Genomic DNA, 21,739 nt, shown 5'->3' with positions numbered 1-21,739 from the left:
TTCTGCCGCTAGATACCTTTGCGGCGGTGAGCTGCTACCAAAGATCAACTCCGCCGACATCTTCGGTCATACGTGCGTCGATATGGTAATCACCCCGCGATGAATCCCGACGAGTCGAAGGATGTGGAAGCCGGTCTGCCCCGCTGTGATCGCGGCCCTGATCGCCAGCCCTGCGGCCGGTGACGCGGCCGTCAAGGCCGTGCGCATGGCAGATCCGGTGTTCGACTGGAGCGGTTTCTATATCGGCAGCCATCTCGCGGCGGTTGCCGGCCGCTCGGTTTGGTCGGTGCCGGGCGCGGCTCGTGCGAACGGTTCGCTCGATCTGTTCGAGCCTTTTCAGGCGTTCAAGGGGACGGGCAGCTACACAGTCGGGCTGCAGGGCGGCTACAATCTCGTGCTGCCGTCGCATTGGCTGGTCGGGATCGACGCCGATCTGACGTCGCCCAATGCGATCCGCGGCGATCATGCCGTCGGCCCGCCGGCAGGCGGGGCGCGGTTTGATCAGCAGGTACTGGTCGCGGGCACGCTGCGCGGCCGTCTCGGGTATGTGTTCGACGGCTGGCTGCCTTATGCGACGGCGGGATTTGCCTGGAGCTACGATCAGCTGCGCTGGACAGGAGACAGCGCGGCGACGCAGGGAGAGACCGCGCTGTTCTGGCGGTTCGGCTGGGCCGCCGGGGCCGGCGTCGAGTTTCCGCTGGCGCTGGCATGGAGCGCGCGGGCCGAGTATCTCGCGACCGGGTTCGGCCCGGCGTCGGTGAGCTTTCCGATCGCCGGGCAGCGGCTGGAGACGGACCTGCTGCTGCACAGTGTCCGCCTCGGGCTCGATTATCACCTCGGTGAAAACCTCGCCCGCAGCGACGTCTTCACCAAGGGCATCGACGCGCTGGAGCGGGACCGCTTCGCCGTCCATGGCCAGGCGACGCTGACCTGGCAATACGCGCTACCGTTTCGCGCGCCCTATAGCGGCACCAACAGTCTGACGCCCAACCAGGGCCGCGAGACCTTCGACACCACGTTCTATCTCGGCGCGAGACTATGGGACGGCGCGGAACTGTGGATCAATCCGGAGATCGACCAGGGTTTTGGCCTGAGTGGCACGTTCGGCGTCGCCGCGTTTCCGAGCGGCGAGTCTTACAAGGTCGGCTCCAACTATCCTTATGCGCGGCTGCCGCGTTATTTCATTCGCCAGACGATCGATCTCGGCGGCGAGATCCAGAGCGTGCAGGGCGGGCCGAACCAGTTCGCCGGCAAGCAGGCGGCCGATCGCATCGTCGTCGCCGCCGGCAAGTTCGCGGTCGGAGACATTTTCGACGTCAACAGATACGCCCATGATCCCCGGGTCGACTTCCTCAACTGGGGCTTCGCAGACGTCGCGACCTTCGACTACGCGGCCGACGCCTGGGCCTTCACCTACGGCGCCGCGGTCGAGTGGTACATCGGCGCATGGACCGTGCGGGCCGGCGTGTTCGACCTGCCGGTGACGCCGAACAGCACCGATCTCGATCCGAGCTTCGGCCAATTCCAGATCATCGGCGAGCTCGAACATCGCCACGAGGTCGGCGGCCAGCCCGGCAAGCTGATGGTCACGGGCTTCTTGAATCGGGCGCGGCTCGGCAATTTCGGCGACGCCGTCCGACTGGCGCAGGCGACCGGCACGATCCCCACCACCCCCGACGTGCGGCGCTACGCCAGCAAAACCGGACTGTCCGCGAGTCTGGAACAGCAACTGACGCCGGATGTCGGGCTGTTCGGGCGCCTCGGCTTCAGCAGTCCGAATCTCGAAGCCAACGCCTTCACCGATTCTGATCGGGCGGTTTCGGCGGGGCTCTCGGTTTCCGGCCGGCTGTGGGGGCGCGCGGACGACACATTCGGGCTTGCCGGATTGATCAATCACATCTCGGCCTCGCGGATCGCCTATCTCGATGCCGGCGGCCTGACGGCGATTGTCGGCGACGGCCGGCTGCCCAATCCCGGCACCGAGCAAGTGATCGAGGCCTACTACAGCCTGCCGGTCTATTCCTGGCGCCTCACCGCCGACTATCAGTTCATCGCCAACCCGGCGTTCAACCACGATCGCGGCCCGGTCTCGATCATCGCGACGCGGCTGCGCACGCAGTTTTAGGGCGTTGCGTTGTTGAACTGAGGCGATATGGCCTCTCAAGACGCGCCGAATCCCTCGTCCTGAGAGCCTGGCGAAGCCGGGCGTCTCGAAGGACGAGGCCGCGCAGCACCCCTGGCGCGTGGTTCGAGACGGCGCTGCGTGCCTCCTCACCACGAGGCTGTGCCTGCTGGCAGGTGGCTGGTGTGAGGCCGCCAGAATCGGATTCCAATTTCGAAGTGACAACTTCGACGCTCCGCGGTCATCGGGTGTAGCTGCATCGCACTCGCAACTATCATGCGTATGCGTCGTCGGCGTTGAAAGCTTCCTGTCAGCTTCGCTCAACTATCGTCCTGCGCAGATTCACACGCGCGCCCAGTCGGGCGCAGATGCATCTTGGGGAGGGTGCCGTGATCTCACGTTCGATCTTGGCGAGCATCGCCTCGCTGGCGTTTTGCGGAGCGGGACTTGCTGCGTCGGCGCAGGCGCCGAAGGATCCGCTGTGGAATTCGTATCACCTTGCGCAGCTGCCGACGGAAATCCAGCGGGTAGTTGCGTCACGCTGCCCGGCCGGACCGATCGCAGGCCATTATTTCGCGACGTACGCGCCGTCCACCATCGTGCTGCACTTCGAATATCTCGGCTGCCGCAACGGCGTGGCCGCCGTCTGCCGCGATGGCCAGTGTCTGCGGCAGGTGTATCGCGACGTCGGTGGTCACTATCGGTTGGAGCGCAGCTTTTTCGCCGCGGCGTATCAGTAAGCGGCTGGGCACGTTGTCAGTTTACCACTGCGGCGGCTCTTCCGGGGCGCTCTCGATTGATTGAAGCAATCGGGCTTCTCCAGAGGCGCGTAGTCCTCGTCCTGAGGAGCCCGGCAAAGCCGGGCGTCTCGAAGGATGAGGTTACGGATGCAGGTCGCCCATGGTTCGAGACGGCGCTGCGGACCTCCTCACCATGAGGTCGTGCTTCGCTGAAAGTGTCGATCAGCGAACCGAATTAGCACCCAGTGCGATCTGCGCGAACTTCGCCGCACCCGGCGCCGCCAGGTCCGGCGTCACCGGCTTGGCATGATCGAGCCCGACCACCGCGCCGCGCTGCGTCTCGGCGATGACATTGCCGGTGATCGCGGCGGTCCCGGCACCATCCATCACTGACACGCCGATGCCGACGAAGGCCTTGCGCACGACGTTTCCCGTGATGGCCACGTCGCGCAGATAGCGGCCCCAGCCGGCGACGATGCCGAACGAGGGGGCGTTTTCGATCACGTTGCCGGTCACCGCGGTGTCGGCCTCGACATAGATACCGATGCCGGCGTCGTCGTCCGGCGCGGTGCCGATCGGCCGCTTCGGCCGCAGATTGCGGATGATGTTGCCGTGCACGGTGCTGAGCCGTCCGCCTTCGTTGAAGTTGCACACCGAGACGCCGAGCGCGGCGCCGTCGACGGTGTTGTTCGCGATCACCGCGCCCTCGAAGGCGAACTCGGAATACAGCGCGACCTCGCGGACGTCGCTGACGCTGTTGCCGGTGATCTGGATGTTCGACGCCGAGTTGCCGCGAACGGCCGAGTAGTCGCAATTTTTGATGCGATTGCCGCTGACGATGACATTGCCGGCGCGGAACGCATTGATGGCGTTGCCATACTGCCCGGAGCCTCCGGGGCCTGCCTTGATGTTCTCGATCCGGTTGCCGGTGACGATGCTGCCATCGTCGCCGATTGCGGTGCGCAGGATCTCGATGCCGTTGTCGTTGGTGCCGAGAATGGTGTTGCCGTCGACGCGCAGGCCGCGCCCATCGAACGACACGACGCCGGTCACGGCGATTGCGGTGAGGATGTTGTCGCTGATCGTCCCGGAGCTGGTTTCCAGCCAGATGCCGCTGCCCCCGCTCGCTGTGATCGAGCATTGTTCGATGCGCAGCGCACGCGCGCCCACGCAATGCACCAGCCCGCGCCGGGCCGGCAGCGCAATGCCGCCGCCGTCGAGGACGAGCCCGGAAAGAGTGGGGGCGTTAGCGCCCGCGCTGTCGAACAGTGACGAGCCGCCGGTGAACACCAGCCGCGTCGCGCCACGGACGCCGCTGAGCTGGGCGCCTGACGGCAGGCGCAATGTCCCGGTGCGATAGTTGCCGGGCGGCAGCGCCAGCGGGACGCGGCGTTCCGCTGCGTCGTCAATCGCGCGCTGCAGTGCTTCAGTCTGATCGTCCGAACTATCAGGACGAACGCCGAGCTGCGTCGCGTCGCGGCCGCGCTTGGAGGTCAGCGGCGCTGCGGTGACCGGCGTCGCCGCTGTGGTGAGCACGCCCGCGAGAGCACCGAGCAGGCCGCGTCGATGGATCGTCATGTCTGCGCCTCTGCGTGAACTAGAGTGCTTTGGTAACGCAAAAATCGCCGCTCTTCGGAGAGCGGCGGTGTCGCAGAGCTGCGATGTTTGGCGGTAGGGTTAACCTTCAGGCGGCGTCGCGTGACAATTGATAGTCCGCCTCGGCATCCGCGTCCTTGCGGTTCGGATTATCACTGGGCTCGGCGCTGCAAGCGCGGATCTCATAACCGTTGTCCAGAATGCGCCGCGGGCTGGACGTCTCGTCCTCGGGATCGTCAATGACGAGGCCGCTGTCTTCCGCGTGTTTCCACACGCTGGCTTCGGTCGGATAGGCCTTGCTGATCTTCGCATCGTCGGAATAGAGCGCGTAGGGCATCGGTTCCTCCGTCCGCCTTCCAACGCGGAGCCGCGCCGCTGGTTCAGATCCGGAACTACGCTGCCGGATCACGCCGTCGTGAGCGGGAGCGTTGCGCGCCGCGTTTGCCGGATCGCTTCCAGCAGAATCGCTTCGCCGGCGTCGACCAGCTGTTCGGCGCCGATCGTGCCGTGCCGCCACGGTCGGCCGTCGCGGGCGATCAGCGGGACGTGAATGAAGGCGGCGAGGCGGGGGCCGCGCGGCCGGTGTGTCGCCTCGATCGCTCGCCAGCTCAGATAGTTGCACAAATAACGGCCGGCATCGCGGGAGAGCCGGGCGTCGATCCCGGTCGCACCGGCGGCGCGCAGCAGTCGTGCACAATGCGGGCCGAACATCTGCGCATCCGGCCCCGGTCCGATCGACGCCGTCCGCAGCTTCACGCGCTCCGCATCCGGCCACAGGGTGGTGATCGCATTGCGCGCGCGGGTCTCGATCCGCAGATGCCGGGTGCGGGCGGCGAGGCCAAACATTAGCAGCGTGTCGGGCCGGTGCGCGTCCAGCAGCGCCGGCAATTCGCGGTCGACCGCGCGATAGCTCACCGGGAAGACATGGCCGATCCGCTCGACGGCATCGAATGCCGGCCGCCGCAGCCGCACCAGCCGATCGACCAGCATGGGCGTCGGATTATACGGCGCTCCCGGAAACGGGCCGAAGCCGGTGATTAGGATGCGGAGAGGAGCGGCCATGGCGCGATGCCCATCCTCGTCATTGCGAGGAGCAAAGCGACGAAGCAATCCAGCGCGGAGCGCGCGGCTGGATTGCTTCGCTGCGCTCGCGATAACGCTTGGGGCGCATGCCCTGTACGAGCCGCTGGCGCAATTTCACACGGCTTCTGCTTGCTTGAACGAACGCCATATCGCTCACGCCAGCAGCTCGGCGATCGCGTCGGCGCCGATTGCTGGGGTAAGGCGGCCGGCGGCGACTTCGGTCTCGGTGTGCTTGACCTTGGCGCGGATCGCGGCGTCGCTCTTCAGGCGGGCCTTCCAGCGGTCCTCGAGCATCGTCCACATCCATTTGACCTGCTGCTCGCGGCGGCGGGCGTCGAACTCGCCGGAGGGCGCCGTCGCGTCACGATGCGCCAGCACGCTCTGCCAAAGCTCGGCGATGCCGGTGCCGGTCATCGCCGAATAGGTCTGCACCGGCGGCTGCCAATGGACTGAGCGCGGCGTCAGAATATGCAGCGCGGCGCGATACTCGCCGGCGGCCAGATTGGCGCGGGCGATGTTGTCGCCGTCGGCCTTGTTGATGGCGATCATGTCGGCGAGTTCGACGAGGCCTTTCTTGATGCCCTGCAGCTCGTCGCCGGCGCCCGGCAGCATCAGCGCCAGGAAGAAGTCGGTCATGTCGCAGACCGCGGTCTCGGACTGGCCGATGCCGACGGTTTCCACCAGCACCACGTCGAAGCCGGCGGCTTCGCACAGCAGCATCGCCTCGCGGGTCTTGGCCGCGACGCCGCCGAGCGTGCCGGACGACGGCGAGGGGCGGATGAAGGCATCGGCTTCGGCCGACAGCCGCGCCATCCGGGTCTTGTCGCCGAGGATCGAGCCGCCGGTACGCGCGGAGGAGGGGTCCACCGCCAGTACGGCGACCTTATGGCCCTGCTCGATCAGATACATGCCGAGCGCGTCGATCGTGGTCGACTTGCCGACGCCCGGCGAGCCGGTGATGCCGACCCGAATCGCGCGGCCGGTCTCCGGCAGCAGCTCCTGCACCAGCGCGCGGGCCGAGGCCTGGTGATCGCTGCGGCGGCTTTCGATCAGCGTGATCGCGCGTGCCAGCGCGGCGCGCTGGCCGCTACGGACGTCCCCGGCCAGCGACGGCAGGTCGAGCAGCTTGTTACTTGTTGCGGTCATCATCGCCTTTCGGGCGATCGCCGCCGAAAATCGCCGTGCCTTCCGCGGACAAATAGGGTTTCAGGCTCTGCCACGGCACGTAGGCGTCGTAGCTGCCCTCGGCATAGGCACCGACCGCGTAGGGCGCGTAGTGGAAGATCAGGCCGGAGCTCTTGTCGGTCTCGGTCGAGCGGGCGAGCGTCACCGGGCCAATCTTCAAGAGCTTCGGCTCGATGCTCTTGGCGTAGTCCTCGCCGTCGTCCTCGGTGCCGCGCTCCTTCTTCTCGGCCTTCAGCGACGCCAGCACACCTTTGACCATCGCCTGCATCGCGGGGCTGCCGTCGGCCAGATCGGTGAAGAACGGCCGGATGCTGATGCGCTTGGCCTGCTGCTTGTCCCACAGGATCGTATCGATCTCAGTATTGGGGTGCGCACCGCCGGTGTAGCTGTAGTCCATGCGCAGCACGCTGACATAGCGGTTCGCGACCAGCGAGTCTTGCGTGTAGCTGCGCTCATAGGTCCATGGTCCGTTGCGGAACAGCTCGGGATCGCTCTTGAGTTCGGGCTCGGCTTCGGCGCGCTGCTGGGCGATGTACTTCTTGCCTTCGGCGAGACAGTTCTCTGCCAGCTTCGCATCGGCCTTGATGGCCGCGTCGAGCAGCACCGTGCCGTCGATCGCCTTGGTCTTCACCGCATAGTCGGGCTTCGGCTTCGCCGGCTCGGCGAGAGCGGGGGAGAGGAGAGTTAAGAAGCCGAGCCAGAACCCGGCCTGTTTGATAAAGAATTTCATGCAACGACAGTCCAGGTCGATGAAGGAGATGTTTGCGAAGGTAGCTAGCGCAAGTTGGTATGCGAGGTCTTGCTCAGTCTTCGTTCAGCGAACGTTTGAGAGACGGCAGTTCTTGCCGGCTGAAACGCGGCAATTCCGCCGCAGGAACACGATCGCAGGCATGGTCGAGCTTTTCTCCCATCGCTGCTAACCGTCTCTAATCAACGCTCGGATCGGGTTTAAGGCTGGCCGGCAAGTGGGCCGATGCGATAGTGATGATCTCAAGCAGCCGCTCCACAGCCATGCAACTCGCAGGTCGTCTGCAAGGGTTTCGGCGAGGCTCGTTTCGATACGCTGGATTGCAAGCAGGATGTGCCTCATTCGATCCTCAGTGGTAACGGCCCCTTCGGGACCGGAGGCCGGTCACATGTTCATCTTGAACCCCGCAAGGAGAACGAGTTGGATAACTCGTCAAGCCAAAAGGCTTACCAACAGCCTACGAAGTATCCTTTCGACGAGTTCAGTAGCGCTCGTCGTGGCCGGGCTCGTCCCGGCCATCCACGCCTTTTGTGTTTCCGTCTGTAAGGCGTGGATGCCCGGCACAAGGCCGGGCATGACGGATTGCTGAGACTGCCTCTCCAAATCTGCGATCACCGTAACGCAGCTACTCCGCCGCCTGGCTCGTGTGCCCCAGCCGGGCATTTAGCTTGTGGATCAGTTCCTCGGCGGCGTCGGCGATCACGGTGCCGGGCGGGAAGATCGCCTCGGCGCCCGATTTGTACAGCGCGTCGTAGTCCTGCGGTGGGACGACGCCGCCGATGATGATCATGATGTCCTCGCGGCCCTGCTTCTTCAGCGCGGCCTTGAGCTCCGGCACTGCGGTGAGATGCGCTGCGGCCAGCGACGACACGCCGAGGATGTGGACGTCGTTCTCGACCGCCTGCCGCGCCGCCTCGTCGGCGGTGGCGAACAGCGGCCCGATGTCGACGTCGAAGCCGATGTCGGCGAACGCCGAGGCGATCACCTTCTGGCCGCGGTCGTGGCCGTCCTGGCCGATCTTGGCGACCAGGATGCGCGGCCGCCGGCCCTCGGCGTCCTCAAACGCATCGATCAGTGCCTGCACCTTCTCCACGCGGTCCGACATGGTCGCAGCCTCCCGTTTATAGACGCCGGTGAGCGACCGGATCTCGGCACGATGCCGGCCGTACACCTTCTCCAGCGCGTCGGAGATCTCGCCGACTGTCGCCTTGGCGCGTGCCGCGTCGATCGCCAGCGCCAGCAGATTGCCGCTGCCGTCGGAGGCCGCGTTGGTCAGGGCGGTGAGGGCGGCGTCGACGTCGGCCTGCTTGCGCTCCTTGCGCAGCCGGCCGAGCTTGTCGATCTGCAGGCGGCGCACGGTCGAATTGTCGACCTTGAGCACGTCAAGCGGCGCTTCGTTGGTCGGCTTGTACTTGTTGACGCCGATCACCGACTGCCGGCCGGTATCGATTCGTGCCTGGGTCTTGGCCGATGCTTCCTCGATGCGCAGCTTCGGCACGCCGGCTTCGATCGCCTTGGCCATGCCGCCGAGCGCCTCGACTTCCTGGATGTGGCCCCAGGCCTTGACGGCGAGATCGTTCGTCAGGCGCTCGACGTAGTAGGAGCCGCCCCACGGATCGATGATCCGCGTGGTGCCGCTCTCCTGCTGCAGGAACAGCTGAGTGTTGCGGGCGATGCGCGCCGAGAAGTCCGTCGGCAGCGCCAAGGCCTCGTCGAGCGCGTTGGTGTGCAGCGACTGGGTGTGGCCCTGGGTCGCCGCCATCGCCTCGATCGTGGTCCGCATGACGTTGTTGTAGACGTCCTGCGCGGTCAGCGACCAACCGGAGGTCTGGCAGTGGGTGCGCAGCGACAGCGACTTGTCGTTCTTCGGATCGAACTGCGTCAGCAGCTTGGCCCAGAGCAGCCGCGCCGCGCGCATCTTGGCGACTTCCATGAAGAAGTTCATGCCGATCGCCCAGAAGAATGACAGCCGCGGCGCGAACTTGTCGACGTCGAGCCCGGCCGCGATGCCGGCGCGGACGTATTCGACGCCGTCGGCCAGGGTATAAGCGAGCTCGAGGTCCTGCGTCGCGCCGGCTTCCTGCATGTGATAGCCGGAGATCGAGATCGAGTTGAATTTCGGCATCTTCTGCGAGGTGTAGGCGAAGATGTCGGAGATGATCCGCATCGAAGGCGTCGGCGGATAGATGTAGGTGTTGCGCACCATGAACTCTTTCAGAATGTCGTTCTGAATGGTGCCCGACAGCTTCTCCGGCGGCACGCCCTGTTCTTCGGCGGCGGCGACGAACAGCGCGAGGATCGGTAGCACCGCGCCGTTCATGGTCATCGACACGCTCATCTGGTCGAGCGGAATGCCGGCGAACAGCGTGCGCATGTCGTAGATACTATCAATCGCCACGCCCGCCATGCCGACGTCGCCGGCGACGCGCGGATGATCGCTGTCGTAGCCGCGGTGGGTGGCGAGATCGAACGCGACCGACAGGCCCTTCTGGCCGGCCGCGAGATTGCGCCGATAGAACGCGTTGGAATCTTCCGCAGTCGAGAAGCCGGCATATTGCCGGATCGTCCACGGCTGATTGACGTACATGGTCGGGTAGGGGCCGCGCAGGAACGGCGCGATGCCCGGCCAGGTGTCGAGGAAATCGATGCCGGCAACGTCGGCCTCGGAGTAACCCGGCTTGACCAGGATGCCTTCGGGGGTCAGCCACGGCTCGGCCGCGCCTCCCGGGGCGGGGGCGGCGGTCGGCTGGAAGGCGAGGTCGGCGAAGTTCGGAATCTTGCTCATGTTCTTCGTTCTCTGTTCCAGCCGAGATTAGCACGGCCGGTTTGACGCGTCATTCGGGGCTCAGTCGTGGTCCGGCTGCTGATAGCTGAACACCTGCGACAGCTTCTCGGGTCCGTAATTCTGCTTGGTGGTTTTGCTCGGCAGGGCTGCGAGCGTGCCGACCCAGCCGAGCCGGGACTCGGTGCCGAATTGCGAGGTCGGCACCAGCCGGTCCGGCCGGTCGAAAGTTCCGGTCATGATCTCGATGTTGTCGCCTTCGATCCGCCGATAGCTCAGCGGCGTGCCGCAGGCCTTGCAGAAGTCGCGTTCGGCGATCGAGGACGAGCGGAACGAGGCCGGCTTGCCGCGGGTCCAGGCGAAGCTGTTTTTTGGAATATCGGCGAACGTTGCGAACGGCGCGCCGCTTGCCTTCTGGCACATTCGGCAGTGGCACAGCGTCACCCGGACCGGAGCTGCTGACACCGCGAAGCGGATCGCGCCGCATTGGCAGCCGCCGGTGAGCACTGGTCTGCCGGATGCGGTCATGCCGCCTCGATCTCGGTCCAGGCGTCGGTGAGAAGCGCGAGGGCATCGCCGCCGGCGAAGATGAACTCCTGCACGCCCGCATCCCGCAGGCTGGCCTCCAGCTCGCCCGGACGGCCGGCGAGATAGATCCGCTTGCAGCCGGCCTGGCGCAGCGCCTGAGCGGCCGGAGCCGCGTGCGCCGGGTAGGACTTGTCGGACGAGCACAGACAGGCGAACGCCGCGCCGGAGGCCTTGAAGGCGGCGGCGAGCGCGGCCGGGTCGCTGAAGCCTTCGCTGTCCACCGCCTCGACGCCGCCGGTCTCGAAGAAGCTCTTGGCGAAGGTCGCACGGGCGGTGAAGTCGGCCGGCGTGCCGAGATTGGCGAGGAACACCTTGGGCCGCGCCGTCTTGGCGGCCAGCACCGCATCCGATTTGTCGCGCAGCGTCTCGAACGGCGTGGCAAGTCGGATCGGCATCAGCGGAGCGAAGCTGATCTTCGCCTCGCCGGCTGGCGGCACAGCGGCCGGACCGGCATTCAGCACCGTCGGCGGCGTCTCGTGCAGGTTCGGGAATTCGCTGGCGCCGGTGAGCACGTCGCGGCGCTTGCCGATCGCCTTGTCGCGCGCCGCGCGGGTGGCGGCGACCTTCGGCTGGAGCAGGCCCGCGGCGAGCGCGGCGAACGCGCCGCCAGCCTTCTCGATCTCCTGGAACTGCGCCCAGGCGGAGGTGCAAAGCTCCTGCGTCAGCGCTTCGATGCCGCCGGCGCCGGCCGCCGGGTCGGCGACCTTGTCGAGGTTGGACTCTTCGAGAAGGATCAGCTGCGTGTTGCGGGCGACGCGGCGCGCGAAGGCGTCGGGCAGTCCGAGCGCCAGCGTATGTGGCAGTACCACCAGCGAGTTGGCGCCGCCCAGCGCGGCCGAGAACGTCGCCACGGTGGCCCGCAGCATGTTCACGGACGGATCGCGCTGGGTCAGCATCCGCCACGCGCTCTCAGCCGCGACGAACAACGGCTTCGGCGACAGCCCGCAGCTCTCCTCGACGCGGGCCCACAGCAGTCGCAGGGCGCGGAACTTGGCCAGCGTCAGGAACTGATCGGCGTCGGACGACAGCCGCGCGTAGATCATGTGGCGCGCCTCGTCGAGCGGCACACCGGCGGTTTCGAGCGCGCGCAGATAGGCGGTTGCGGACGCGAGCACGAACGCCAGCTCCTGCGCTTCCGAGCCGCCGGCGTCGTGGATGACGCGGCCGTCGGCGGCGAGCAGGTTAGCCTTGAAGCCGAGTGCGGCGAGCCCAGTGGCGACTTGCGCGATTCCGCCGGCGATCTCGGCCCACTCGGACGCGCTCGATCCCTGCACGGCGCGGGCGCCGAGCGGATCGATGCCGAAGCGGATATCGCAGGCGGTTGGATCGGTGCCGCGGCTCTTGATCAGATCGGCGAGAGCGCGGACGAGGTCGCAGGATCGCGGCGCGAACTGCAACTCGATCGCGATGCCGGCGTCGAGGTGAACGCCGTCCAGTACCGTCGCGAGCGCGTCCTTGGTCGGCGGCAGGCCGAAGCCGCGCGCACCGACACTGCCGGCGAACACCAGCGTCAAGCCGGTCGCGCCGTTTTCGAGATCGTGCAGCGCCTGCTTGTTGGCCTCGCGCGCATCCGGATGATCGATCCGCTGCATGATTTTCCATGGCGCGGCGGGCGCGCGGCCGGCGACCGGCGCAGCCCCCTTGGCGCGCGGATAGATCGGCTGGATGGTCATGCCGTCATGGGTCTTGCTGACCAGCTTCTCGAACGGTGCGCCCTTCAGCACGCCGTCGACCAGCTTGCGCCATTGGTCGTAATTGGCCGGCGGGAAATCGGCGGCGAGCGACAGCTCGTTGCTTGCGGAAGACATGTTGAAAATCGGACTCCCCGATACGAAAACTTGATTGGGCCGGAAAATGCCACGCGCGGCGCGTCATGCCAAACGGTTGTTTCGGGCCAAAAGGCGCAGGACGCACGATTGTGCGCCGCATTAACCGCGTGGCGGCAAACGCTCGATGCCGGCGGTGGACAAGGCCGCCAGCGCATCCTTGAACGACCGTCCGCCGACCGTTCCGTCCGGCCGGATTTCGACCAGCGGCACCAGCACGAAGGCGCGTTCGAACAGCCGCGGGTGCGGCAGGGTCAGATCGGGACGATTGATGACGCCGTCGTCATAGGACAGCAGATCGAGATCGAGCGTTCGCGGACCCCAGCGGCGCTCGTTGGCGCGGTCGCGTCCGAATTTCTTTTCGATCTTGTGCAGCGTGAACAGCAGCGCGTGCGGATCCAGCCTGGTGTCGATCGCGATGCAGGCGTTGACGAAGGCGTCCTGCTGCTCGTCGCCCCACGGCGGCGTGGTGTAGTCCGAGGACCGCGCCAGCAGATCGGCCTGCGTCATGCCGCAGATGTTGGCGATCGCCTTGTCGAACGTCGCGCGGACGTCGCCGACATTGCCGCCGAGCGCGATCAGCGCCTCAGACATGGGCGTTGGGGCGAGTGCGGGTGATGATCACGCCGACGTCGTCGAAGATCGCCGGGATCGGGGCGTGTGGTTTGTGGACCGTGATCTTGACCGCGCTGATTTTCGAAAAAGCCGATAGGATCGCTTCGGCCACGGCGCCAGCGGCGCGCTCGAGCAGTTTGTAGTTGGCATCCTTGAACGCCGCCGTCGCGCAGGCGACGACATTGGAATAGGACACGGTGTCGGACAGCCGGTCGGTGCGCGAGGATTCCGACAGATCGACCGCGAGTTCGAGATCGATGACGAAGCGCTGGCCGACTTCGGTCTCGTGATCCATCACGCCGTGCCGCGCATGCAGCACCAGGCCGGTGATGAAGATGGTGTCGCTCATCGGCGATCCTCGCTGCTGGTGGTGATCGCGTGCGCGACCTTGAGCGCCTGCACGGTGGCGGCGACGTCGTGCGCGCGGATGATGTGCGCACCGTTCTGCACGGCGATCAGGTGCGCCGCGAGCGAGCCGCCGAGGCGGTCCTTCGGCTCCGACGGCGCGATTGTGCTGATGAAACGTTTTCGCGAGGCGCCGACCAGGATCGGCAGGCCGAAGTGCTTGAACGCGGCGAGCCGCGCCAGCGCGATCATGCTCTGCCGCGGCGTTTTACCGAAGCCGATGCCGGGGTCGAGAACGATGTGATCGGTGGGGATGCCGGCGCGCGCCGCAATGTCGAGCGTGCGGTCGAAGAATGCGTTGATATCAGCGACGATGTCGATCGTCTCGTCGACGGCATCGCGATTGTGCATGACGACCACCGGCGTGCCGTGCGCAGCAACGACGGCCGCCATCTTCGGATCGCGCTGCAGGCCCCAGACATCGTTGGCGATCGCCGCGCCGTTGCTCAGCGCCCAATCGACCACCTCGGCCTTCATGCTGTCGATCGACACCGGCGTGCCGAGCGCCGCGACAGCCGCAAGCACCGGGCGCAGGCGCTGCAATTCCTGCTCGGCCGAGACCGGCTGCGAGCCGTAGGGGCGGGTGGATTCGGCGCCGATATCGATAATGTCGGCGCCCTCGGCGATCATCTGCGCGGCATGCGCGCGGGCAAGGTCCGGAGCGAGAAACTCGCCGCCGTCCGAGAAGGAGTCCGGCGTGATGTTGAGGATCCCCATCACCGCCGCCACCGGGCGCTCCAGCAGCGCGCGCAGCGTTGCTGGCCCCGCGGTTGCGGTTGAAGGACCGATGGTCGAGGCGGCTGCGCTCATGGCAGCGCTTTGCGCGGTCCAAACAGCGCTGTCAAGCGCCTGTCGAAAGGGGATCGATCGACGTTAGTAGCTGATCTTCAGCGGCAGCTTGCGGGCCTGTTCGATCAGTTGCCCGACTTCCCTCTCGGAGGGCAGGGCGCGCAGCAGTTTGCGCTGCAGATTGGCCTCTTTCATGTTCTGCGCCAGTCGCGCCGGATTGCGGTGGGTGAATTCGCGCAGCGTGCTGACGCCGGCGGCGCGCAGCAGTTCGGCCTTGGCCTTGCCCATGCCGGGGATGCGCATGCAGTCGGCGATGTTGGCCCATTCCAGCAGTTGCTGTTCGCTGAGGCCGGTCTTGGCGGCGAGAGCCTTGCGGCCGCGCATCGTCTTGGCGGCTTCGAGCAGGGCTTCGGTGGTGCGGATTCCGATGGACTTCAGCTTGGCGGCTGCTGCTGTCGTGATGCCGTCAATCTGGGAGATGGGGTATGTCATGACACTCGGGGAACTGATGGTCAGGTGAACTGGCGGAGGCCGGGCGTGCCGGAGATGATTTCGCTCATCCGTTCGGCGCCGATCTTTTCACGACCAAAATGGAACAGCTCGCGGGCGAGTTTCTGGATGTCGCCCATGCCGAGGCCGAGGCCCATCAACTTGGTACCGACCGCCATGATGCCGCCGCCCATCAGGCGGCTGAGCGCGCCGCGCGAACCCTCGGCGGACGCGATCGCCTCTTCGGCGCCGGGGATGGTGTCGATCAGAGCCTGGACGTGGACTTGTGGGCCTTCATTGCGGAGAAAGTTCAGGATGATGCCGACGCTCTTGCCAGCAATAGCTTTCTCCAGGCCGGCCTTCTCGGCCAGCCGGTCAATCAACTCATCCATTACGCCCCCGCCGCCGGTTTTCTGCCGGATTGTACTTGTCCGATTATCCTGATCTCCCGCGCTTCGAAAAACAAGCAACGCGCGCGAGAGAAGCCGCCGAGCGGCCGGGATTCGAATCAAGTGTTGCAACATTGCAAGAGCGTTCTTGCCCAAAGCTCTCTACCAACAGATTAAAGCTGGACGATTTGAGACAACTTCGCCGCGGCATTTGGTCTGCGATGAATGAGCGTTGAGAAGTTCTCTTCATTATGCAGGATATGCGGCGCATGGAGTCCTGTGACGGCTCCGGCGATGGCACGCGAGGAAACGACACGATGGCGGCGCGCGAGACCGGTTACGGCGATACCGATGGACAGATTTTCATCGGCAAGGGCGAGCAGCCGGCCTGGTTGACGCTCGGGCTGGCCAATCGCCACGGCCTCGTCACCGGCGCAACCGGCACCGGCAAGACGGTGACGCTGCAAGTGATGGCCGAAGGTTTTGCGCGCGCTGGCGTGCCGGTGTTCGCGGCCGACATCAAAGGCGATCTCTCCGGCATTGCCGAGGCCGGCGAGGCGAAGGACTTCATCCTCAAGCGCGCCAAGGAGATGGGGCTGACGTTCCAGCCCGATCAGTTCAGCACGGTGTTCTGGGACGTGTTCGGCGAGCAGGGCCATCCGGTGCGCGCGACCGTGTCGGAGATGGGACCGCTGCTGCTGTCGCGGATGCTCGATCTCAACGACGTGCAGGAAGGCGTGCTCAACGTCGCGTTCCGTGTCGCCGACGACATGGGCCTGCCGCTGATGGACATGAAGGATCTGCGTGCGATGCTCGACGCGATCGCGCCGATCGCCGCGAAGGTCGCGGAGAATGGCGACGTCAACGCCGATATCCGGCAAGCCGCGCAGGCGCTCGGCAACGTCACCAAGCAGACGGTGGGAACCATCCAGCGGCAGTTGCTGGTGCTGGAAAATCAGGGCGGCGAGAGTTTCTTCGGCGAGCCCGCGCTGCAGTTGAAGGATTTCATCCGCACCGACAATCAGGGCCGCGGGCTCGTCAATATCCTGGTCGCGGATAAGCTGATGAGCAATCCGCGGTTGTACGCCACGTTCCTGCTGTGGATGCTGTCGGAACTATTCGAGGAGCTGCCCGAAGTCGGCGATCCCGAGAAGCCGAAACTGGTGTTCTTCTTCGACGAGGCGCATCTGTTGTTCAACGACGCGCCGAAGCCGCTGATGGACAAGATCGAGCAGGTGGTGCGGCTGATCCGCTCCAAGGGCGTCGGCGTGTACTTCGTGACGCAGAACCCGATCGACGTGCCGGACCGCGTGCTGGCGCAGCTCGGCAATCGCGTGCAGCACGCGCTGCGCGCCTTCACGCCGCGCGACCAGAAGGCCGTGGCCGCCGCCGCCGACACTTTCCGTCCCAATCCGAAGCTCGACACCGCAAAGGCGATCACCGAGCTCGGTAAGGGCGAAGCGCTGGTGTCGTTCCTCGAAGGCAACGGCACGCCCGCGATGGTCGAGCGCGTGATGATCCGGCCGCCGTCGGCGCGGATCGGGCCGATCACGCCCGAGGAGCGCAAGGCGATCATCGCCGCGAGCCCGGTGAAGGGTAAGTACGACACCGCGATCGATTCCGACTCCGCCTACGAGAAGCTGCGCGATCGGCTTGAAGGCAAGACGGCCGGCGCCGACGCGGCGCCCGCGGAAGGCGGCCTGTTGGGCCAGCTCGGCAGCCTTGTGTCGACCGTGTTCGGCACCAACACGCCGCGCGGCAAACTCACCACCGGTCAGGTCGTGGCGCGCAGCGTCGCCCGCACCGTCGCCACCACGGTGGTCGGAGGCCTCGCCGCCGAACTCGGCAAGAAGGTCGGCGGCTCGATGGGCAGCTCGGTCGGGCGCTCGATTGTGCGTGGCACGCTGGGTGGGATGTTGCGGCGGTGATGCGTTGATGCACTGCGCGGCGCATGGTTCGAGACGCCCGGCTTCGCTGTGCGACGCCGGGCTCCTCACCATGAGGCTGTGTAGAATTTCGGCGCCATGAGGACTGTGCGGCGTGTGCCGCACGGACAGCACCCTCATCCTGAGGTGGGGCCGCAGGCCACGTCTCGAAGGATGAGCGACGCACTCACCCTTGACGGGCAGCGAGTCTGCGTTGGCGGCACTTCATAAGCTCTCCAATTCGCCTATGATCCGTCAAGGCCGGGCTCGTCCCGGCCATCCATGTCCTCTTCGCCTCGTTGACGCAAGGCGTGGATGCCCGGGATGAGCCCGGGCATGGCGCGTTGATACGAAGGTGCCCAATGTCGCTCGCTTGTCGAGCGACGACACGTAAGGAACACACAACCATGTCCGCCAGCTCTCACGTCCAAGCCGTTCTCGCTCGCGCCGATGCCGATTTCGATGCTGCGCTGGAGCGGCTGTTCGCGTTGCTGCGGATCAAGTCGATCTCGGCCGATCCGGCCTTCGCGGCGGATTGCAACAAGGCGGCGCTGCATTTGTGCGCCGACATCGCGTCGCTCGGCTTCGACGCCGAGGTGCGCGAAACCGCGGGGCATCCGGCGATCGTCGCGAAAGCCAAGGGCAACACCGGCAAGCGGCCGCACGCATTGTTCTACGGCCATTACGACGTGCAGCCGGTCGATCCGCTCGAGCTGTGGCATCGGCCGCCGTTCGAGCCGGTGGTCACGGACCATGCCGATGGTCGCAAGATCATCGTGGCGCGCGGCGCGCAGGACGACAAGGGCCAGGTCTCGACCTTCATCGAAGCCTGCCGCGCCTGGAAACACGTCACCGGCGAATTGCCCATCGACCTCACCATCGTCATCGAAGGCGAGGAGGAGGTCGGCTCGAAGAATTTCGTACCGTTCCTCGAAGCCAACAAGAAAGACCTCGCCGCGGACTTCGCGCTGGTCTGCGACACTGGGATGTGGGACCCGAAGACGCCAGCGATCACGACGTCGCTGCGCGGCCTCGTCTATGAAGAGGTGAAGATCAAGGCCGCCAACCGCGATCTGCATTCCGGGGTTTATGGCGGCGGCGCGCAGAATCCGATCCGCGTGCTGACGCGCATCCTCGGCGGCCTGCACGACGAGCACGGCCGCGTCACCATTCCGGGCTTCTACGACGGGGTGAAGGATCTGCCGCCGGACATCCTTGAACAGTGGAAGGGGCTGAACCTGACCGCCGAGAGTTTCCTCGGGCCGATCGGGCTGTCGATTCCGGCCGGCGAGGACGATCGCCTGTTGATCGAACAACTGATCTCGCGGCCGACCTGCGATATCAACGGCATCGTCGGCGGTTACACCGGCGAGGGCTCGAAAACGGTGATCGCCGCGGAGGCTTCGGCAAAGGTTTCGTTCCGCATCGTTGAAGGCCAGGACCCGCTGAAGATCCGCGACGCGTTCCGTGCCTTCGTCACGGCGCGGCTGCCGGGCGATTGCCGCGCCGAGTTCCTTGATCATTCCAACGGCGCAGCGATCGCGCTCGACTGGAACATGAAGCCCCTGGCGGCGGCGCGCCGTGCGCTGACCGAGGAGTGGGGCAAGGACGCCGTACTGATCGGCTCGGGCGCCTCGATCCCGATCGTCGCCGATTTCAAGCGCACGCTCGGTCTCGATTCCGTTCTGATCGGCTTCGGTCTCGACGACGACAACATCCATTCGCCGAACGAGAAGTACGATCTCAACAGCTTCCAGAAGGGCATCCGCTCGTGGGTGCGGATTCTCGGCGCACTGGCGGAGGCGCCGCGCTGACGCAGCGCGGCAGAACGTCACACACCGACACGCGTGTGGTTGCTCGGCAAACGATCAGCGCTCGATCGCAGCAAATCCGCGACGCGGTTCCATCCGAGTAGTTCGACAGCGCATCTAAAGAGAAGGCGCTGTCGCAACTCCGAATTTCCGGGCAGATCGACTTTGTCGCGATGCGATCGCGCATGCTCATGATCGAGGCTTCGCTAGAGTCGTTCTAATTTGGCGACGCTGCGGAGCAGCAGCTGCATCCCCAACGTAAACGCATTCTAAACTCGCCGCGTTGTCTCGCTGATCGTCATCTCCTAGTCACGTGCCTTAACGTGAACTGGGGGCATCCGGTGAATTACTTCAAGAACAACAAGAACCGTTGGTACTTGGGCGTCGCGACGGGCGTGATGTCGGTGTGCCTGACAGGCGTGGGCGTGTCGGAGAGCCGTGCGCAGAGCACGGAATCGCGCGTATTGCCCCCTGTTTCCGTCGATGCTCCCCAACAGCGCGCGCGCGCAACACGTGCCGTCCAGCCGCGCGCGACGGCTCAACGCGCCGCACGCGTCACGCCGCGGCAGACGACCGAGCGGCCACCGGCGCCGGTGGCGCCACCGACCACGATGGGCAGCACGCGCACCATCGGCGCGCCGGCTCCTGCTTATGCGGGCGGGCAGGTGGCGCGCGGCGGCACGCTCGGTCTGCTAGGCTCGACCAGCGTAATGAACACGCCGTTCTCGACGGTGAACTACACGTCTCAATTGATCGAGGACCAGCAGGCGCGCACCGCGGCCGACACGCTGATCAACGATGCCTCGGTGCGGACCAGCACGGGCGCCAACGGTTTTGACGACACGTTCATCATCCGCGGTTTCCCTGTGAACGCTACCGACGTCGGCCTCAACGGCCTGTACGGGCTGTCGTCGTCGCAGCGCATTCCGGCGCAGATCATCGAACGGATCGAGCTGCTCAAGGGTCCCGGCGCGCTGATCAACGGCATTGCGCCGAGCGGCGCCGTCGGCGGTGGCATCAACATCGTCACCAAGCGCGCCACCGAAACCGATTTCTCGCGGTTGACGCCATTCTTCATGAGCTCTGCGAATTATGGATTGCATCTCGAGACCAGCCGCCGCTTCGGCGACAACAAGGAGTGGGGCGTCCGCTTCAACGGCGTCGGCCGCAATGGCGAGGCCTCGATCGACGATGGCAATTTCCGTAGCGGTCTCGGCGCGCTGGCGATCGACTATCGCGGCGATCGGCTGCGCTGGACGCTCGATGCGATCTCGCAGAACGACAACACCGACAACTTCCGTCCGCAGATCAGCCTGTCGTCATTCCTGGGCGCCGTTCCTGCAGCGCCGGATGCACGCAGCAACTGGTATCCCGGCACAAAGCTGCGCCAGAAGGACAACACCATCGCCACGGGGCTCGAATACGATCTGACCGACTGGCTGACGGCCTATGCCGGCGTCGGCTATCGCGAGGGCTCGAACTACCAGACCTTCCCGGTGTCCACGTCGCCGGTCGACGCGCTCGGCAATTTCTCGGTTCGGAATGCTTACTATGACTCCTACACCAAGACCGTCAGCGGCAATGTCGGCTTCCGGTCGCAGTTCGAAACCGGCTTCATCGGCCACAAGGTGAACGTCGCCTATACGGGCTTCTATCAGGAGGCGGGCAACGCCTATATTCAGGGGGCGACGACGACCGCGTCCAATATCTACAACCCGGCGCCCCTCCCGGCCGTGACGGCGACCCGGACGTCGCCGCGGCTCGCGTCCGAATCGACGCTGACCAGCGCCGCGATCGTCGACACGATGTCGTTTTTGAACGAGTCGGTGTTGCTAACGCTCGGCGTCCGCCAGCAGAACGTGAAGGTAGACAGCTTCAGCACGACCACCGGCGCGTTCACCAGCGGCTATGATGCCAACGCGACGACGCCGCTCGCCGGCATCGTCGTCAAGCCGTGGCACAACGTCTCGCTCTACGCCAACTACGCGGAAGGCCTGACCCGCGGCACCATCGTCGGCGCCGGCTACGACAACGTCGGGGACGTGCTGGCGCCGTACAAGTCGAAGCAGCAGGAGGCGGGCGTCAAGGTCGACTGGGGTCTGATCACGACCACCGCAGCGCTGTTCCAGATCGCGCGACCGAGCCAGATCCGGACCGCGGGCGGCGTCCTGGGCTCGCTGGCTTACGACGGCGAGCAGCGCAATCGCGGCGTCGAGCTCAATGCCTACGGCCTGATCCTGCCGAATCTGCGCGGCATGGTCAGTGCGACCTTCCTCAAGCCCGAGCTGACCAACCCGAGCGATCCGACCCAGCGCGGCAACGACGCCGCCGGCGTGCCGGACAAGACATTCTCGGCGAGCCTCGACTGGGATACACCGTGGGTTCGCGGCCTCGCGCTCAACGGCCGCGTCATCTACACCTCCGGCTCGTACCTCACCACCGCGAACACGGCACGTTTCCCGGACTGGACGCGTCTGGACATTGGCGCGCGCTACACGACGGCGGCGCTCACCGGCAAGCCGGTCACGTTCCGCGCCACTATAGAAAATGTCACCGGCGAGAACTACTGGCTCACCACTGGCACCTACGTGACCGTCGGCGCGCCGCGCACCTACATCCTCTCCGCTGCATTCGATTTCTGATCGC

18 protein-coding genes are annotated in these 21,739 nt (G+C 65.7%); 5 read left to right on the top strand and 13 right to left on the bottom strand.

What is annotated here, in order from left to right:
- Positions 1-121: 121 nt before the first annotated feature.
- A complete protein-coding gene (locus ACFFJ6_RS12700; protein WP_378388185.1) occupies positions 122-2,125 on the top strand; it encodes a carbohydrate porin in 2,004 nt (667 codons plus the stop codon).
- A 386-nt stretch (positions 2,126-2,511) separates the two neighbouring features.
- Positions 2,512-2,862 carry a hypothetical protein gene (locus tag ACFFJ6_RS12695; protein WP_378388183.1) on the top strand — a complete coding sequence of 117 codons (351 nt, stop codon included), beginning with the start codon at positions 2,512-2,514 and terminating at the stop codon, positions 2,860-2,862.
- Positions 2,863-3,084: 222 nt separating this feature from the next.
- Here ACFFJ6_RS12695 and ACFFJ6_RS12690 read toward each other — a convergent pair whose 3' ends face one another.
- From ACFFJ6_RS12690 to ACFFJ6_RS12630, 13 genes are all read right to left on the bottom strand, one after another.
- Positions 3,085-4,440 carry a TIGR03808 family TAT-translocated repetitive protein gene (locus ACFFJ6_RS12690; protein WP_378388181.1) on the bottom strand — a complete coding sequence of 452 codons (1,356 nt, stop codon included), beginning with the start codon at positions 4,438-4,440 and terminating at the stop codon, positions 3,085-3,087.
- Positions 4,441-4,546: 106 nt separating this feature from the next.
- Positions 4,547-4,795 (bottom strand): hypothetical protein, encoded by a 249-nt coding sequence (locus tag ACFFJ6_RS12685; protein WP_378388179.1) that lies wholly within the window; start codon positions 4,793-4,795, stop codon positions 4,547-4,549.
- 68 nt (positions 4,796-4,863) lie between these two features.
- A complete protein-coding gene (locus ACFFJ6_RS12680) occupies positions 4,864-5,520 on the bottom strand; it encodes a pyroglutamyl-peptidase I (protein WP_378388177.1) in 657 nt (218 codons plus the stop codon).
- Positions 5,521-5,694: 174 nt separating this feature from the next.
- Complete coding sequence (gene meaB / locus ACFFJ6_RS12675; protein ID WP_378388174.1) at positions 5,695-6,687, bottom strand: methylmalonyl Co-A mutase-associated GTPase MeaB; 993 nt, start codon at positions 6,685-6,687, stop codon at positions 5,695-5,697.
- Complete coding sequence (locus ACFFJ6_RS12670; RefSeq protein ID WP_378388172.1) at positions 6,671-7,456, bottom strand: PdaC/RsiV family protein; 786 nt, start codon at positions 7,454-7,456, stop codon at positions 6,671-6,673. The genes meaB and ACFFJ6_RS12670 overlap by 17 nt, the downstream gene beginning before the upstream one ends.
- A gap of 643 nt (positions 7,457-8,099) precedes the next feature.
- Positions 8,100-10,259: a methylmalonyl-CoA mutase gene (gene scpA, locus ACFFJ6_RS12665; protein WP_378388169.1), complete on the bottom strand. Its 2,160-nt coding sequence runs from the start codon at positions 10,257-10,259 to the stop codon at positions 8,100-8,102.
- Positions 10,260-10,319: 60 nt separating this feature from the next.
- The gene (locus ACFFJ6_RS12660; RefSeq protein WP_378388167.1) at positions 10,320-10,784 is read right to left on the bottom strand and encodes a GFA family protein; all 465 of its coding nucleotides are present in this window, start codon (positions 10,782-10,784) and stop codon (positions 10,320-10,322) included.
- Positions 10,781-12,652, bottom strand: coding sequence for a methylmalonyl-CoA mutase family protein (locus ACFFJ6_RS12655; protein ID WP_378388164.1), 1,872 nt, complete (start codon positions 12,650-12,652; stop codon positions 10,781-10,783). The genes ACFFJ6_RS12660 and ACFFJ6_RS12655 overlap by 4 nt, the downstream gene beginning before the upstream one ends.
- Before the next feature lie 120 nt (positions 12,653-12,772).
- Positions 12,773-13,264, bottom strand: coding sequence for a 2-amino-4-hydroxy-6-hydroxymethyldihydropteridine diphosphokinase (gene folK, locus ACFFJ6_RS12650; protein ID WP_378388161.1), 492 nt, complete (start codon positions 13,262-13,264; stop codon positions 12,773-12,775).
- A complete protein-coding gene (folB, locus tag ACFFJ6_RS12645) occupies positions 13,257-13,634 on the bottom strand; it encodes a dihydroneopterin aldolase (RefSeq protein WP_378388159.1) in 378 nt (125 codons plus the stop codon). The genes folK and folB overlap by 8 nt, the downstream gene beginning before the upstream one ends.
- Complete coding sequence (gene folP, locus ACFFJ6_RS12640) at positions 13,631-14,500, bottom strand: dihydropteroate synthase (RefSeq protein ID WP_378388157.1); 870 nt, start codon at positions 14,498-14,500, stop codon at positions 13,631-13,633. Before folP ends, folB begins: the two co-directional genes overlap by 4 nt.
- 63 nt (positions 14,501-14,563) lie before the next feature.
- Entirely contained in the window at positions 14,564-14,971 is a 408-nt protein-coding gene (locus ACFFJ6_RS12635) for a DUF4332 domain-containing protein (protein ID WP_378388155.1), read from the bottom strand.
- A gap of 20 nt (positions 14,972-14,991) precedes the next feature.
- Positions 14,992-15,360, bottom strand: coding sequence for a DUF2267 domain-containing protein (locus ACFFJ6_RS12630; protein WP_378389665.1), 369 nt, complete (start codon positions 15,358-15,360; stop codon positions 14,992-14,994).
- Between the two features lie 314 nt (positions 15,361-15,674).
- On the opposite strand from ACFFJ6_RS12630, the gene ACFFJ6_RS12625 reads away from it, so the two are divergent.
- The 3 genes from ACFFJ6_RS12625 to ACFFJ6_RS12615 all read left to right on the top strand — a co-directional run bounded on the left by ACFFJ6_RS12625 (position 15,675) and on the right by ACFFJ6_RS12615 (position 21,735).
- Positions 15,675-17,285, top strand: coding sequence for a helicase HerA-like domain-containing protein (locus tag ACFFJ6_RS12625; RefSeq protein WP_378389663.1), 1,611 nt, complete (start codon positions 15,675-15,677; stop codon positions 17,283-17,285).
- 404 nt (positions 17,286-17,689) lie between these two features.
- Entirely contained in the window at positions 17,690-19,096 is a 1,407-nt protein-coding gene (locus ACFFJ6_RS12620; RefSeq protein WP_378388153.1) for a M20/M25/M40 family metallo-hydrolase, read from the top strand.
- Positions 19,097-19,434: 338 nt separating this feature from the next.
- Positions 19,435-21,735, top strand: a complete 2,301-nt coding sequence (locus ACFFJ6_RS12615) for a TonB-dependent receptor (RefSeq protein ID WP_378389661.1) — start codon at positions 19,435-19,437, stop codon at positions 21,733-21,735.
- Positions 21,736-21,739 lie beyond the last annotated feature (4 nt).

Source organism: Rhodopseudomonas telluris (assembly GCF_042432815.1).
Lineage (GTDB): Bacteria > Pseudomonadota > Alphaproteobacteria > Rhizobiales > Xanthobacteraceae > Rhodopseudomonas > Rhodopseudomonas telluris.
This window is presented reverse-complemented; position numbering and strand designations above follow the sequence as displayed.

Bases quoted from the DNA above. Each gene is read 5' to 3' on its own strand.
- ACFFJ6_RS12660 (WP_378388167.1), bottom strand. From the start codon at position 10,784: ATGACCGCATCCGGCAGACCAGTGCTCACCGGCGGCTGCCAATGCGGC.
- meaB (WP_378388174.1), bottom strand. From the start codon at position 6,687: ATGACCGCAACAAGTAACAAGCTGCTCGACCTGCCGTCGCTGGCCGGG.
- ACFFJ6_RS12685 (WP_378388179.1), bottom strand. From the start codon at position 4,795: ATGCCCTACGCGCTCTATTCCGACGATGCGAAGATCAGCAAGGCCTAT.
- ACFFJ6_RS12620 (WP_378388153.1), top strand. From the start codon at position 17,690: ATGTCCGCCAGCTCTCACGTCCAAGCCGTTCTCGCTCGCGCCGATGCC.
- ACFFJ6_RS12670 (WP_378388172.1), bottom strand. From the start codon at position 7,456: ATGAAATTCTTTATCAAACAGGCCGGGTTCTGGCTCGGCTTCTTAACT.
- ACFFJ6_RS12655 (WP_378388164.1), bottom strand. From the start codon at position 12,652: ATGTCTTCCGCAAGCAACGAGCTGTCGCTCGCCGCCGATTTCCCGCCG.
- ACFFJ6_RS12625 (WP_378389663.1), top strand. From the start codon at position 15,675: ATGGCGGCGCGCGAGACCGGTTACGGCGATACCGATGGACAGATTTTC.
- ACFFJ6_RS12630 (WP_378389665.1), bottom strand. From the start codon at position 15,360: ATGGATGAGTTGATTGACCGGCTGGCCGAGAAGGCCGGCCTGGAGAAA.
- folP (WP_378388157.1), bottom strand. From the start codon at position 14,500: ATGAGCGCAGCCGCCTCGACCATCGGTCCTTCAACCGCAACCGCGGGG.
- ACFFJ6_RS12635 (WP_378388155.1), bottom strand. From the start codon at position 14,971: ATGACATACCCCATCTCCCAGATTGACGGCATCACGACAGCAGCAGCC.
- folB (WP_378388159.1), bottom strand. From the start codon at position 13,634: ATGAGCGACACCATCTTCATCACCGGCCTGGTGCTGCATGCGCGGCAC.
- ACFFJ6_RS12680 (WP_378388177.1), bottom strand. From the start codon at position 5,520: ATGGCCGCTCCTCTCCGCATCCTAATCACCGGCTTCGGCCCGTTTCCG.
- scpA (WP_378388169.1), bottom strand. From the start codon at position 10,259: ATGAGCAAGATTCCGAACTTCGCCGACCTCGCCTTCCAGCCGACCGCC.
- ACFFJ6_RS12700 (WP_378388185.1), top strand. From the start codon at position 122: ATGTGGAAGCCGGTCTGCCCCGCTGTGATCGCGGCCCTGATCGCCAGC.
- folK (WP_378388161.1), bottom strand. From the start codon at position 13,264: ATGTCTGAGGCGCTGATCGCGCTCGGCGGCAATGTCGGCGACGTCCGC.
- ACFFJ6_RS12690 (WP_378388181.1), bottom strand. From the start codon at position 4,440: ATGACGATCCATCGACGCGGCCTGCTCGGTGCTCTCGCGGGCGTGCTC.